A 15,155-nucleotide genomic window follows, 5' to 3' on the forward strand; every position below is an offset into this window, starting at 1 on the left:
AATCGATAGTCTGATTCTATTATGGCGGCTGGGCGATTTTCCGCCCTTCGCGCATAATAATGCGTTTACTGTCTGCATCAGGCCGTTGGGCCAAGGGGTTAAAGGATGAAACCATTTCGTTTAGCGACGCTATCTCTGGCGCTGCTTACCGCGCTTTCGCTTGCCGGCTGCGACGACAGCGGCAAAACTCAGACCACTGCGCCAGCCGCATCTTCTTCCGCGGATAATCAGGGCGCAGCGAAACCGGACGCCGCCCAGCTTGCTAAGCTGGCGGAGAAAAGTAAAGGCAAGGCGCTGACGCTGCTCGACGCCTCGGAAGTCCAGCTGGACGGCGCGGCGACGCTGGTCCTGACCTTCTCCGTTCCGCTGCAGCCGGATCAGGATTTCTCCCGCAGCGTGCACCTTGTCGATAAAAAAAGCGGGAAGGTTGACGGCGCCTGGGAGCTGGCGCCGAACCTGAAAGAGCTGCGCCTGCGCCATCTTGAGCCGAAACGGGAGTTGATTGTCTCCGTTGACCCCACGCTGACCGCGCTGAATACCGCGACCTTCGGCACCTCTTTTGAAAAAACCATCGCCACCCGCGACGTCGCCCCCAGCATCGGCTTTGCCAGCCGGGGCTCGCTGCTGCCGGGTAAAGTGGTGGCCGGGCTGCCGGTGATGGCCCTGAACGTCGATAGCGTCGACGTCAACTTCTTCCGTATCAAACCCGAATCGCTGTCCGCCTTCGTCAGCCAGTGGGAGTACCGGAATTCGTTAAGCAACTGGGAGTCCGACGAGCTGCTGAAAATGGCCGACCTGGTCTATAGCGGACGTTTTGACCTCAATCCGGCGCGTAATACGCGGGAAAAGCTGCTGCTGCCGCTGGCGGATATCAAACCCTTGCAGCAGCCGGGCGTCTACGTGGCGGTGATGAACCAGGCGGGCCATTACAGCTATAGCAACGCCGCGACGCTGTTTACGCTCAGCGATATTGGCGTCTCGGCGCATCGCTACCACAACCGGCTGGACGTCTTTACCCAAAGCCTCGAAAACGGCGCGGCGCAGTCCGGTATCGAGGTTCAACTGCTCAACGCCCAAGGGCAGACGCTGGCGCAAGCCAAAAGCGACGACCAGGGCCACGTGACGCTGCAAACCGATAAAGAGGCCGCGCTGCTGCTGGCGCGCAAAGAGGGGCAAACCACCCTGCTGGATCTCAAGCTGCCGGCGCTGGATCTGGCGGAGTTCGCCATTTCCGGGGCCCCCGGGTTTAGCAAGCAGTTCTTTATGTTTGGCCCTCGCGACCTCTATCGCCCGGGGGAGACGGTGATCCTCAACGCGCTGCTGCGCGACGGCGACGGCAGGCCGCTGGCCGATCAGCCGGTGAAGCTGGAAGTGGTTCAGCCGGACGGCCAGGTGATCCGTTCCCTGGTGAGCCAGCCGGTGAACGGCCTGTATCAGTTTACCTGGCCGCTCGACGCCGGCGCGCCAACCGGCATGTGGCATATCCGCGCCAGCACCGGCGACAATCAGCCGCGCGAGTGGGACTTCCACGTTGAAGACTTCATGCCCGAGCGGATGGCGCTGAACCTGAGCGGGCAAAAGGGCGCCGTGGCGCCGGATGCCGACGTGACCTTTGCCGTCGCCGGGGCCTATTTATACGGCGCGCCTGCCAGTGGCAACCAGCTGCAGGGGAAACTATTCCTGCGCCCGCTGCGCGATGCGGTCGCCGCGCTGCCGGGCTTCCAGTTCGGCGATATTGCCGAGGAGAACCTCTCCCGCAGCCTCGATGAAGTACAGATGACGCTGGACGAAAAAGGCCATGGGGAAGTAACCACCGCCAGCCAGTGGCAGGATAGCCACTCGCCGCTGCAGGTGATTTTGCAGGCCAGCCTGCTGGAGTCCGGCGGTCGTCCGGTGACCCGCACCGTGCAGCAGGCTATCTGGCCTGCCGATGCCCTGCCGGGCATCCGTCCTGAATTCACCCTCAAAGACGTGTATGACTACCGCACAGACAGCACGGTGAAGCAGCCGGTGGTAGATGAAAACAGCAACGCTGGCTTCGAGATTGTCTACGCCGATGCCGCCGGAGACAAAAAAGCGGTCTCCGGACTGCAGGTGCGCCTCATTCGCGAACGCCGCGACTACTACTGGAACTGGTCGGATAGCGAAGGCTGGCAGTCGCAGTTCGACCAGAAAGATCTGCAGGAGGGCGAAGAGTCGCTGGATCTGCAGGCCGGACAAACGGCGAAGGTCAGCTTCCCGGTGGAGTGGGGCTCTTACCGGCTGGAGGTGAAGGACCCGGAGGGCGCGGTCAGCAGCGTGCGCTTCTGGGCCGGCTACAGCTGGCAGGATAACAGCGACGGCGCGGGGGCCGCGCGCCCGGATCGGGTCACCATGAAGCTGGATAAACCGGCCTACAAACCCGGTGACACTATCAAGCTGCATATCGCCGCGCCGGCGGCAGGCAAAGGCTATGCGCTGGTCGAGTCCAGCGAAGGCCCGCTGTGGTGGCAGGAAATTGACGTTCCGGCAGCGGGGATGGATCTGTCGATCCCGGTCGATAAAGCCTGGAACCGCCATGACCTCTACCTCAGCACGCTGGTGATTCGCCCCGGCGACAAATCGCGTTCCGCGACGCCGAAACGAGCGGTGGGGCTGCTGCATCTGCCGCTCGGCGATGAAAACCGCCGCCTGACCCTTGCCCTGGATGCGCCGGAAAAAATGCGGCCCAACCAGCCGCTGACGGTAAAAGTGAAAGCCAGCGTTAAAGAGGGCGAGACGCCGAATCAGGTGAAGGTCCTGCTCTCGGCCGTTGATAGCGGCGTGCTGAACATTACCGACTACGCGACGCCGGACCCGTGGAACGCCTTTTTTGGCCAGAAGCGCTACGGAGCGGATATTTACGATATCTACGGCCAGGTGATTGAGGGCCAGGGACGCCAGGCGAGCCTGCGCTTCGGCGGCGACGGTGACGAGCTCAAGCGCGGCGGTAAGCCGCCGGTCAACCACGTGACGATTGTCGCGCAGCAGGCCCAGCCGGTAACGCTCGATGACAACGGCGAAGGAACCGTGACCCTGCCGATCGGTGATTTTAACGGCGAGCTGCGGGTGATGGCCCAGGCGTGGACCGCCGATGATTTTGGCAGCAGCGAAGACAAAGTGGTGGTCGCCGCGCCGGTCATTGCCGAGCTGAATACGCCGCGCTTCCTCGCCAGCGGCGATACCACGCGCCTGGCGCTGGATCTCAGCAACCTGACCGACAGGCCGCAAACCCTGAACGTTGCGCTTAGCGCCGGCGGCCTGCTGCAGCTCGCGCAGCCGGCAATCGCGCCGGTTGAGCTGGCGCCGGGCGCGCGCCGCACCCTGTTTGCGCCGGTTAGCGCCAAAGAGGGGTTTGGCGACGGCCAGCTCAGCGCGACCATTAGCGGCCTGAACCTGCCGGGCGAGACCTTCGCCCCGCTGCAAAAACAGTGGAAAATTGGCGTCCGTCCGGCCTTCCCGGCGCAGACGGTCAACGTTGGTGCGGTGCTGCAGCCCGGCGAAAGCTGGCAGGCGCCGCCGGAGCAAACGCTCGGCTTCTCGCCGGCGACCCTGCAGGGGCAGCTGGTGTTCAGCGGCAAGCCGCCGCTCAATCTGGCCCGCTATATTCGCGAGCTGAAAGCCTATCCTTACGGCTGCCTGGAACAGACCGCCAGCGGATTGTTCCCGTCGCTCTACGCCAGCGCGGCGCAGGCTGAAAACGCTGGGTATTGAGGGCGACAGCGATGAAAAACGCCGCGCGGCGGTGGATCTCGGCATCGCGCGCCTGCTGCAGATGCAGCGCGACGACGGCGGCTTTGCGCTATGGGATAAAAACGGGCCGGAGGAGTACTGGCTGACCGCCTACGCTATGGACTTCCTGGTTCGGGCGGGCGAGCAGGGCTACAGCGTGCCGGCCAACGCTATCAATAACGGTAACCAGCGCCTGCTGCGCTATCTGCAGGAGCCGGGGCTGATGACCGTGCGCTACAGCGACGACGCGGCGGCCAGCCGCTTTGCCGCCCAGGCCTACGCCGCTCTGGTGCTGGCCCGTCAGCAAAAGGCGCCCCTTGGCGCGCTGCGTGAAATCTGGACCCGCCATGACCAGGCGCGATCCGGCCTGCCGCTGCTGCAGCTTGGCATTGCGCTGAAAGCGATGGGCGACGCGCCGCGCGGCGAGCAGGCGCTGAAGCTGGCGATGAGCACGCCGCGTCAGGATCGGGACCGCTGGCTGGGCGATTACGGCAGCGCGCTGCGCGATGATGCGCTGAAGCTGGCCCTGCTGGAGGAGAATAAGCTGCTGCCGGAGGCGCAAAACTCGCTGCTGAGTAATCTGGCTGACGAGGCCTACGGCCAGCGCTGGCTCTCCACTCAGGAGACCAACGCGCTGTTCCTTGCCGGCCGCGCGCTGCAGGATTTACCCGGCAGCTGGCAGGCGCAAACCTCATTGCAGGCGCAGCCGCTGGCGGCGGATAAAGCGCAGACCCGCAACCTGACCGGCGACCAGTTGGCGGCGCTGCAGGTCAGCAATACCGGCAGCCAGCCGCTCTGGCTGCGTCTTGACAGCAGCGGCTATCCGCTTAGCGCCCCGCAGCCTGCGGGCAACGTGCTGGGTATTGAACGGCAGATCTTCGACACTCGCGGGCAGCAAAAATCGCTGAGCTCGCTGCGCAGCGGCGAGCTGGTGCTGGTGAAGCTGGAAATTACCGCTACGCGCAACGTGCCGGATGCGCTGGTCGTCGATCTGCTGCCGGCGGGGCTTGAGCTGGAAAACCAGAACCTGGCAAACAGCAGCGCTAGCCTGCAGGAGAACGGCGAGGCGGTGCAGAACCTGCTCAACCAAATGCAGCAGGCGGATATTCAGCATCTCGAATTCCGCGACGATCGCTTTGTTGCCGCGGTAGCGGTAAACGAAGGGCAGCCGGTGACGCTGGTTTACCTGGCGCGGGCGGTGACGCCCGGAAGCTATCAGGTGCCGCAGCCGCAGGTGGAATCGATGTACGTTCCGCAGTGGCGGGCAACCGGTACGGCCAGCGGCCCGCTGATCGTCACTCCGTAAATGCGGCGATTGGTGAAGATAAGGCGCCGCTGGCGATGGCTGGCGGCGACGCCGTTCCTGCTGTGGCTGGCGCTGCTGGCGGCGGATCGTCTGTGGCCGCTGCCGCTGCACGAGGTGGCTCCGGCCCGGGTGGTGGTGGCGCAGGACGGTACGCCGCTGTGGCGCTTTGCGGACAATCAGGGCGTCTGGCGCTATCCGGTGACCCTCGATGACGTATCGCCGCGCTATCTGCAGGCCCTGATCCAGTACGAAGACCGCTGGTTCTGGGATCACCCTGGCGTAAATCCGCTGGCCATTGTCCGCGCGGCCTGGCAGGACGCAACCTCCGGGCGCGTCATTTCGGGCGGCAGCACGCTGACTATGCAGGTTGCGCGCCTGCTCGACCCTCATCCCCGAACCTTCGGCGGCAAGCTGCGCCAGCTGTGGCGCGCGCTGCAGCTGGAGTGGCATTTATCGAAAAGCGAGATCCTGACCCTGTATCTCAACCGCGCCCCGTTTGGCGGCACGCTGCAGGGGATCGGCGCCGCCAGCTGGGCCTACCTCGGGAAACCGCCGGCCCGGCTCAGCTACGGCGAAGCGGCCCTGCTGGCGGTGCTGCCGCAGGCGCCGAGCCGTCTGCGTCCGGATCGCTGGCCGCAGCGGGCTCAGGCGGCGCGCGATAAAGTGCTGGCGCGTATGCAAACCCAGGGCGTGTGGTCGGAGAAGACGGTGCGCGAGGCCACGGAAGAGCCGGTGTGGCTGTTCCCCCGGCAGATGCCGCAGCTGGCGCCGCTTTTTTCCCGGCGGATGCTGGCAAGCAGCGGCGAAGACAAGGTGGTGACGACCCTCGATGCCGGGCTGCAGCGCCAGCTGGAGGATTTAGCCCTCAACTGGAAATCGCGCCTGCCGCCGCGCAGACTCGCTGGCGATCGTCGTCGTCGATCATACCGATATGCGCGTGCGGGGCTGGGTCGGCTCGGCGGATATTAGCGACGACAGCCGCTTTGGGCACATCGATATGGTGTCGGCGATCCGTTCACCGGGCTCCGTACTGAAGCCGTTTGTCTACGGCATGGCGCTGGACGAGGGGCTGATTCATCCGGCCTCTCTGCTGCAGGACGTCCCGCGACGGTTTAGCGATTATCGGCCCGGTAACTTTGACAGCGGCTTTCATGGCCCGGTCAGCGCCAGCGATGCGCTGGTGCGCTCTCTGAACCTGCCGGCGGTGCAGGTGCTTGAAGCCTACGGGCCAAAACGGTTTGCCGCCAAGCTGCGCAACGCCGGCCTGCCGCTGATGCTGCCGGCGGGCGCCGAGCCCAATCTGTCGCTGATCCTTGGCGGCGCCGGCGCCCGGCTGGCGGACATTGTAGCGGCGTATAGCGCGTTTGCCCGTCACGGCAGGGCGGGGCGGCTGCGGATGACGCCGGACGCGCCGCTGGTGGAGCGGCCGCTGCTGTCGCCGGGGGCGGCGTGGATAGTGCGGCGCATCCTGGCCGGTGAATCCCTGCCGCTCCCCGACGATTCGCTGGTTCAGGTGGTGCCGCTGGCGTGGAAAACCGGCACCAGCTACGGCTATCGCGACGCCTGGGCGGTTGGCGTTAACGCCCGCTATCTTATCGGTATCTGGACCGGGCGGCCTGACGGTACGCCGGTGGTCGGGCAGTTTGGCTTCGCCAGCGCGGTACCGCTGCTCAATCAGGTCAACAATATGCTGCTGGCGCGGCCGACGGCGGGGCGCGACGGGCTACCCGCCGATCCGCGTCCGCCGTCGGTGAGGGCGGCCACTATCTGCTGGCCCGGCGGGCAGAACCTGCCGCCGGGCGACGCTAACTGCCGCCGTCGGCTGGCCACCTGGCTGCTCGACGATAGCCAGCCGCCGACGCTGCTGTTGCCGGGTCAGGAAGGCGTGCGCGGCATCCGTTTCCCGGTATGGGTCGATAAGCACGGGCTGCGGGTGGCGGCGGACTGTCCGGGGGCGATGGAGAAAAGCATCGACGTCTGGCCGCTGCCGCTGGAGCCGTGGCTGCCGGCGAACGAGCGCCGGCGGGCGAGGCTGGGGCCGGCATCGGCGGAGTGTCCGCCGCCGTCAGGCGCAGATGCCGCGCCGCTGGTGCTTTCCGGTATCCACGATGGCGCGGTCATTAAGCGTTTGCCCGGCGCGGCGCGGGTGGTGGTGCCGCTGCAGACCACCGGCGGCGAAGGGCGGCGCTGGTGGTTTCTCAACGGCGAACCGCTGGCGGCGACGGGAGCCGGCGCCAGCCTGACCCTGGAGCGGCTGGATAGCTATCAGCTGGTGGTGATGGATGAGGCGGGGCAGGTTGCGGCGGCGAATTTTACTCTACAATAAAGTCGGGGCGGTAAGGCCCTGCTTTTTGTGTTGCTAAAGCTCGTGTTATTTTAACAAAATGTTACCTTCATCCATAGGCAGCGCCTGAGTTGCTCATTATAATGCGCGCCAGGCCATACGATCGTATGCCCAACAACATAAAATTTATTTAGAGGTAATCATGGCTATTGAACGTACTTTTTCCATCATTAAACCAAACGCGGTGGCAAAAAACGTTATTGGCGGCATCTTTTCTCGCTTCGAAGCTGCAGGGTTCAAAATCGTTGGCACCAAAATGCTGCACCTGACCGTTGAGCAGGCTCGCGGCTTCTACGCCGAGCACGAAGGTCGACCGTTCTTTGACGGTCTGGTTGAGTTCATGACCTCCGGCCCGATCGTGGTCTCCGTTCTGGAAAGCGAAAATGCCGTGCAGCGTCACCGTGACCTGCTGGGCGCCACTAACCCGGACAACGCGCTGGCCGGCACCCTGCGCGCCGACTACGCTGACAGCTTCACCGAGAACGGCACCCACGGTTCCGACTCCGTTGAATCCGCTGCCCGCGAAATCGCGTTCTTCTTCGCCGAAGGCGAAGTTTGCCCGCGCACCCGCTAATCTCCTGCGTCTTTCACGCCACCGCTTTGTTGGCTTCATTCGCGCACCCCGGTCACATAGCTATCTATGCTCCCGGGGATTTGCGAACTTGCCGCCTCGCCGTGACGTGAAATACTTTGGAGATTCAGAGCCTCAGCTCTTCGACAATCGAAAAGCCATAGAGGATTAAGTACGCGGCAACAGATTTTTTCATCATTGCCGCGTGCAAACGTGGTATTGATACACCAGACTTTGTACAATGCAGCGCCCCTGGACGAGCACTCGTTCATTGGGGCGCTTCTTTTTTTCAACCCTCCTGGGGCCATAACGTGTAACAACGAGGCCGGAATAGATTATGTCTGAACATATTGTCACGCCTGATAACGCCGCTCTGACGGTGCCGAACAAAGATGCCAAAATTAACCTGCTGGATCTGAACCGTCAGCAGATGCGCGAGTTTTTCAAAAACATGGGCGAAAAGCCCTTCCGCGCCGATCAGGTGATGAAATGGATGTATCACTACTGTAGCGATGACTTTGATGATATGACCGATATCAACAAGGTGCTGCGCAATAAGCTGAAGGAAGTTGCGGAAATCCGCGCGCCGGAAGTCGTCGAGGAGCAGCGCTCCAGCGATGGCACCATCAAATGGGCGATTGCCGTCGGCGATCAGCGCGTTGAAACGGTCTACATCCCGGAGGACGATCGCGCGACGCTGTGCGTCTCCTCTCAGGTTGGCTGTGCGTTAGAGTGTAAATTCTGCTCGACGGCGCAGCAGGGCTTTAACCGCAACCTGCGGGTATCCGAAATTATCGGCCAGGTTTGGCGCGCGGCGAAAATCGTCGGTGCGGCAAAAATTACCGGCCAGCGTCCGATCACCAACGTGGTGATGATGGGAATGGGCGAGCCGCTGCTGAACCTGACCAACGTCGTGCCGGCGATGGAGATCATGCTCGACGACTTCGGTTTTGGTCTCTCCAAGCGTCGCGTAACGCTCTCCACCTCCGGCGTTGTCCCGGCGCTGGACAAGCTCGGCGATATGATTGACGTCGCGCTGGCGATCTCTCTGCATGCGCCGAACGATACGATCCGCGATGAGATCGTGCCGATCAACAAAAAGTACAACATCGAGACCTTCCTGAACTCGGTGCGCGGCTATATCTCCAAGTCCAACGCCAACCAGGGCCGGGTGACGATCGAATACGTGATGCTCGATCACGTCAATGACGGCACCGAACATGCGCACGAACTGGCAGAGCTGCTGAAGAATACGCCGTGCAAGATCAACCTGATCCCATGGAACCCGTTCCCGGGCGCGCCGTATGGCCGCAGCTCCAACAGCCGCATCGACCGTTTCTCCAAGGTGCTGATGGATTACGGCTTCACCACCATCGTGCGTAAAACGCGCGGCGACGATATCGATGCCGCCTGCGGACAGCTTGCCGGTGACGTTATCGACCGTACCAAACGTACGCTGCGCAAGCGTATGCAGGGCGAATCGATCGACGTGAAAGCGATCTGATAAATGTGCAGCGCGCAATATTTCACGCGCGCTGCACGGCAATGTTTACCCGGCGGGTGAATCAGGTCGCTTCGGCCAATAATTACGGTGCGTTTTTATCGACTTTGAGGCAGTATGTAGCGGCACAACAACCGCTTAGCATTCAATATTAATAAGTATCTGTGATAGTTCGCCATACGGACTTATACTGTTGGTTTGACGTTTAGCAGATGTTTCGCGGCGCGGGTTTTACCGGCGCTGACCTTTAAATTTCACGTACCAGTAGTTGTCGAATGAATACTGAAGCCACTCAAGATCATCAAGAAGCAAACACTACGGGCACGCGTCTGCGCAATGCCCGCGAACAACTCGGACTCAGCCAGCAAGCGGTGGCTGAGCGCTTATGCCTGAAGGTTTCCACGGTTCGTGATATCGAAGACGATAAGGCGCCCGCCGACCTCGCTTCAACCTTCCTGCGCGGTTACATCCGCTCCTACGCGCGTCTGGTGCATATCCCGGAAGAAGAACTGCTGCCGATGATGGCGAAACAGGCGCCTATCCGCGCGGCGAAAGTTGCGCCGATGCAGAGCTTCTCTTTGGGCAAACGCCGTAAAAAGCGCGACGGCTGGCTGATGAGCTTCACCTGGCTGGTGCTGTTTGTGGTGATTGGCCTGAGCGGCGCCTGGTGGTGGCAAGACCATAAGGCGCAGCAGGAAGAGATTACCACGATGGCCGACCAGTCCAGCGCCGAGCTGAATGCGGGCGACAGCGGCAGCCAGAGCATTCCCTTAGATAACGGTGCCGATAGCCCGGCGCCGGACGCCGACAACGGCGTGGCGAACAGCGCGCCTGTGGATACCTCCACCGCGCCGGCCCCGGCCCCGGCAGCGCCTGTGTCAACCGCGGCGAATAATAACGCCGTCGTTGCCCCGTCTCAGGCGCAGGTCGATACCGCAGCAGGCGCTGCGGCTCCGGCCTCTCCGCTGCCAACCGATCAGGCGAACGTGACCGCCGCCGCCGCGGCTCAGGATCTGGTGCTGAACTTCTCTGCCGACTGCTGGCTGGAAGTTAGCGATGCAACCGGTAAGAAGCTGTTCAGCGGTTTGCAACGCAAAGGCGGCAACCTGAACTTAAGCGGTCAGGCACCTTATAAGCTGAAAATCGGTGCGCCGGCTGCGGTACAGATTCAGTATCTGGGTAAACCAGTCGATTTGAGTCGTTTTATCAGAACTAACCAGGTTGCGCGTCTGACCCTTAATGCCGAAACATCACCGGCGCAGTAACAGACGGGTGACACGGGAGATTTTTCATGCATAACCAGGCTCCGATTCAACGTAGAAAATCGAAACGAATTTACGTTGGGAATGTGCCGATTGGCGATGGCGCCCCCATCGCCGTCCAGTCGATGACCAATACGCGCACCACCGATGTGGCCGCGACCGTGAATCAAATCAAAGCGCTGGAGCGCGTTGGCGCGGACATCGTCCGCGTCTCGGTTCCGACGATGGATGCGGCGGAAGCGTTCAGGCTTATCAAACAGCAGGTCAACGTACCGCTGGTCGCCGATATCCACTTTGACTACCGTATCGCCCTGAAGGTGGCGGAGTATGGGGTGGATTGCCTGCGCATCAACCCGGGCAACATCGGCAACGAAGAGCGCATTCGCACGGTGGTTGACTGCGCCCGCGATAAAAATATTCCTATCCGCATCGGCGTTAACGCCGGTTCGCTGGAAAAAGATCTGCAGGAAAAGTACGGCGAGCCGACGCCGCAGGCGCTGCTGGAGTCCGCCATGCGTCACGTCGATCATCTCGATCGTCTGAACTTCGACCAGTTCAAGGTCAGCGTCAAGGCGTCGGATGTTTTCCTCGCGGTGGAGTCCTATCGCCTGCTGGCGAAGCAGATCGATCAGCCTCTGCATCTTGGGATCACCGAAGCCGGCGGTGCCCGTAGCGGCGCGGTAAAATCGGCGATCGGCCTCGGCCTGCTGCTTAACGAAGGGATCGGCGACACGCTGCGTATTTCGCTGGCGGCGGATCCGCTTGAAGAGATCAAGGTTGGCTTCGATATCCTGAAGTCTCTGCGCATTCGCGCTCGCGGAATTAACTTTATCGCCTGCCCCACCTGTTCGCGTCAGGAGTTTGACGTGATCGGCACCGTTAACGCGCTGGAGCAGCGGCTGGAAGATATCATTACTCCGATGGATATTTCGATCATCGGCTGCGTGGTGAACGGCCCGGGCGAAGCGCTGGTTTCGACGCTCGGCGTCACCGGCGGCAATAAGAAGAGCGGCCTGTACGAAGACGGCGTGCGTAGAGACCGGCTGGATAACGACGATATGATCGATCAGCTCGAGGCGCGTATCCGTGCGAAAGCCTCGATGCTTGATGAAGCGCGCCGTATTGACGTCCAGCAGGTTGAAGAGAAATAATCCGGGGCAGCGTAAGACTTCCCGTGTATGATTGGACCCGCGGGCGCAACGCGGCGGGGTTCATTTTTGTATATATATAAAGAGAATAAACGTGGCAAAGAACATTCAAGCCATCCGTGGCATGAACGATTATCTGCCGGGCGAGACCGCTCTCTGGCAGCGCATTGAAGGCTCACTGAAACAGGTGCTCGGCAGCTACGGTTACAGCGAAATTCGGTTGCCGATTGTAGAGCAGACCCCGTTATTCAAGCGCGCGATCGGCGAAGTGACCGACGTGGTTGAAAAAGAGATGTACACCTTCGAGGACCGCAATGGCGACAGCCTGACCCTGCGTCCGGAAGGGACTGCGGGCTGCGTACGTGCCGGCATCGAGCATGGTCTTCTGTACAATCAAGAACAGCGTCTGTGGTACGTCGGGCCGATGTTCCGCCACGAGCGCCCGCAAAAGGGCCGCTATCGCCAGTTCCATCAAATCGGGGTTGAAGTCTTTGGCCTGCAGGGGCCGGATATCGACGCCGAGCTGATTATGCTCACCGCCCGCTGGTGGCGCGAGCTGGGCATCTCCGGGCACGTTGCGCTGGAGCTGAACTCCATCGGTTCGCTGGAAGCGCGTGCCAGCTATCGCGACGCGCTGGTCGCTTATCTTGAACAGTTTAAAGATAAGCTCGACGAAGACTGCAAACGCCGCATGTACACCAACCCGCTGCGCGTTCTGGACTCTAAGAACCCGGAAGTGCAGGCGTTGCTGAACGACGCGCCGGCGCTGGGCGACTACCTGGATGAAGAGTCCAAACAGCATTTTGCCGGACTGTGCGCGCTGCTGGACGCTGCGGGCATCGCCTATACCGTTAACCAGCGCCTGGTGCGCGGGCTCGATTACTATAACCGCACCGTATTTGAGTGGGTAACTACCAGCCTCGGCTCGCAGGGAACCGTCTGCGCCGGCGGCCGCTATGACGGTCTGGTCGAGCAGCTGGGCGGGCGCGCAACGCCGGGAGTCGGTTTTGCGATGGGGCTGGAACGTCTTGTTTTACTGGTCCAGGCCGTTAATCCGGAATTTAAAGCCGATCCTGTTGTCGATATATACCTGGTGGCCTCCGGAACCGATACCCAGTCCGCAGCGATGCGTCTGGCTGAGCGGGTTCGCGATGAGCTGCCCGGCGTTAAGCTGATGACCAACCACGGCGGCGGCAACTTTAAGAAGCAGTTCGGCCGTGCTGACAAGTGGGGCGCTCGCATCGCTCTTGTGGTCGGTGAATCAGAAATTGCTGACGGAAACGTGGTAGTGAAGGATTTACGCTCAGGTGAGCAAACTACCGTAACGCAGGATAGCGTTGCCGCGCATTTGCGCACACTTCTGGGTTAATCTCCCGGGAATTACTAGTCAGGAGAAGGACTGCGTGGAAACGTATAACAACGAAAACGATCAGATCGACGCGCTGAAGCGCTTCTTTGCCGAAAATGGCAAAGCGCTGGCCGTTGGGGTGATTTTAGGGATTGGCGCGCTGGTTGGCTGGCGCTACTGGAGCGCTCACCAGCAGGATACGGCCAGAGACGCCTCTTTAGCCTACGAGAACGCCATTTCCGCGCTTAAATCGGACAAGCCTGAAGCGCTGAATTCGGCGCAAACGTTCGCCGCTGACAGCAAAAATGCCTACGGGGCGTTTGCTTCTCTGGAGCTGGCGCAGCGCTTTGTTGAGAAAAACGATCTGCAGAATGCTGAAAAGCAGCTCCAGCAGGGCTTAGCCGCCGCGCCGGATGACAATCTGAAGTCGGTTATCAATATGCGTCTTGCTCGCGTGCAGCTGCAGCTGAAAAATCCTGACGCGGCGCTGAAAACCCTTGAGGGGATTAAAGGCGAAGGCTGGACCGCGATTGTTGCCGATCTCCGCGGTGAGATTCTGCTGGATAAAGGCGACAAGCAGGGCGCTCGCGCGGCGTGGGAGGCGGGCGTGAAAAGCGATGCTTCACCGGCGCTCAGCGAAATGATGCGTATGAAAATAAATAATTTGTCCATCTGAGAGGGACTCGATGCAATTGCGTAAATTACTTTTGCCAGGGCTGCTTTCCGTTACCTTATTGAGCGGTTGTTCGCTGTTTAATAGCGAAGAAGATGTGGTGAAAATGTCGCCGCTGCCGACGGTGGAAAATCAGTTTACGCCGTCCACGTCCTGGAGCACCTCTGTTGGCGATGGTATCGGCGAATTTTACTCTAACCTCCATCCGGCCTTTGCCGACGGCGTCGTTTACGCGGCCGACCGTAAAGGTACCGTTAAGGCGCTGAGCGCCGACGACGGGAAAGAGGTTTGGTCGGTGAACCTCGCCGAGAAAGACGGCTGGTTCTCCCGCGCGCCTGCGCTGCTCTCCGGCGGCGTCACCGTCTCCGGCGGTCACGTCTATATCGGCAGTGAAAAAGCGCAGTCTGTTTGCCCTGAATACCAGCGACGGTACCGTGGCATGGCAGACCCGCGTAGCGGGTGAAGCGATTTCTCGTCCGGTCGTCAGCGACGGCATGGTGCTGGTCCACACCAGCAACGGCCAGCTGCAGGCGCTGAACGAAGCCGATGGCGCGGTGAAGTGGACCGTCAACCTGGATATGCCGGCGCTTTCTCTGCGCGGTGAATCCGCACCGGCGACCGCTTACGGCGCAGCCATCGTTGGCGGCGACAACGGTCGCGTTAGCGCGGTACTGATGCAGCAGGGTCAGATTATCTGGCAGCAGCGTATCTCTCAGGCCACCGGCCCAACGGAAATCGATCGCCTGAACGACGTTGACACCACTCCGGTTATCGTCAACGGCGTCGTGTATACCCTGGCTTACAACGGCAACCTGACCGCGCTGGATCTGCGCAGCGGCCAGATCATGTGGAAACGCGAGCTCGGCTCGGTGAACGACTTTATCGTTGACGGCAATCGTATCTACCTGGTCGATCAGAACGATCGCCTACTGGCGCTGACCACCGAAGGGGGCGTGACGCTGTGGACGCAGAGCGATTTACTGCATCGTCTGCTGACCGCTCCGGTGTTGTATAATGGTAATCTGGTCGTCGGCGATAGCGAAGGCTACATGCACTGGGTGAACCCGGAAGATGGGCACTTTGTCGCCCAGCAGAAGGTCGACAGCTCCGGCTTCCGTACTGACCCGATCGTCGCCGACGGTCGCCTGCTCATCCAGGCAACGGACGGTACGCTGTACTCGATTACGCGTTAAGTTACGCGGTAGTCAGGATTGAGAAACGGCCCCTGGTATACAGGGGCCGTTTTCCTGTT

6 protein-coding genes and 3 pseudogenes are annotated in these 15,155 nt (G+C 61.3%); all 9 read left to right on the top strand.

Translation table 11 applies throughout. From position 1 onward, the window contains the following. The first annotated feature begins 105 nt into the window (after nt 1–105). Nucleotides 106–5,056, top strand: a pseudogene (locus ABOC21_RS01180) (alpha-2-macroglobulin family protein). Then, nucleotides 5,057–7,382 (top strand): annotated as a pseudogene (gene pbpC, locus ABOC21_RS01185) (peptidoglycan glycosyltransferase PbpC). Nucleotides 7,383–7,542: 160 nt separating this feature from the next. Beyond that, a complete protein-coding gene (gene ndk, locus ABOC21_RS01190; protein ID WP_041146713.1) occupies nt 7,543–7,974 on the top strand; it encodes a nucleoside-diphosphate kinase in 432 nt (143 codons plus the stop codon). 334 nt (nt 7,975–8,308) lie between these two features. Further along, on the top strand, nt 8,309–9,475 hold the full coding sequence (locus tag ABOC21_RS01195) for a bifunctional tRNA (adenosine(37)-C2)-methyltransferase TrmG/ribosomal RNA large subunit methyltransferase RlmN (RefSeq protein ID WP_426811997.1): 1,167 nt from the start codon (nt 8,309–8,311) through the stop codon (nt 9,473–9,475). A gap of 272 nt (nt 9,476–9,747) precedes the next feature. After that, on the top strand, nt 9,748–10,737 hold the full coding sequence (gene rodZ, locus ABOC21_RS01200; RefSeq protein ID WP_426811998.1) for a cytoskeleton protein RodZ: 990 nt from the start codon (nt 9,748–9,750) through the stop codon (nt 10,735–10,737). Nucleotides 10,738–10,763: 26 nt separating this feature from the next. Continuing rightward, nucleotides 10,764–11,885: a flavodoxin-dependent (E)-4-hydroxy-3-methylbut-2-enyl-diphosphate synthase gene (gene ispG / locus ABOC21_RS01205; protein WP_426811999.1), complete on the top strand. Its 1,122-nt coding sequence runs from the start codon at nt 10,764–10,766 to the stop codon at nt 11,883–11,885. Between the two features lie 91 nt (nt 11,886–11,976). Then, nucleotides 11,977–13,251 carry a histidine--tRNA ligase gene (gene hisS, locus ABOC21_RS01210; RefSeq protein WP_426812000.1) on the top strand — a complete coding sequence of 425 codons (1,275 nt, stop codon included), beginning with the start codon at nt 11,977–11,979 and terminating at the stop codon, nt 13,249–13,251. A gap of 34 nt (nt 13,252–13,285) precedes the next feature. Next, a complete protein-coding gene (locus ABOC21_RS01215) occupies nt 13,286–13,906 on the top strand; it encodes a YfgM family protein (protein WP_426812001.1) in 621 nt (206 codons plus the stop codon). A gap of 10 nt (nt 13,907–13,916) precedes the next feature. Next, nucleotides 13,917–15,096, top strand: a pseudogene (gene bamB / locus ABOC21_RS01220) (outer membrane protein assembly factor BamB). Nucleotides 15,097–15,155 lie beyond the last annotated feature (59 nt).

The sequence above is a fragment of the Klebsiella sp. WOUb02 genome (genome assembly GCF_050058015.1).
GTDB lineage: Bacteria > Pseudomonadota > Gammaproteobacteria > Enterobacterales > Enterobacteriaceae > Klebsiella.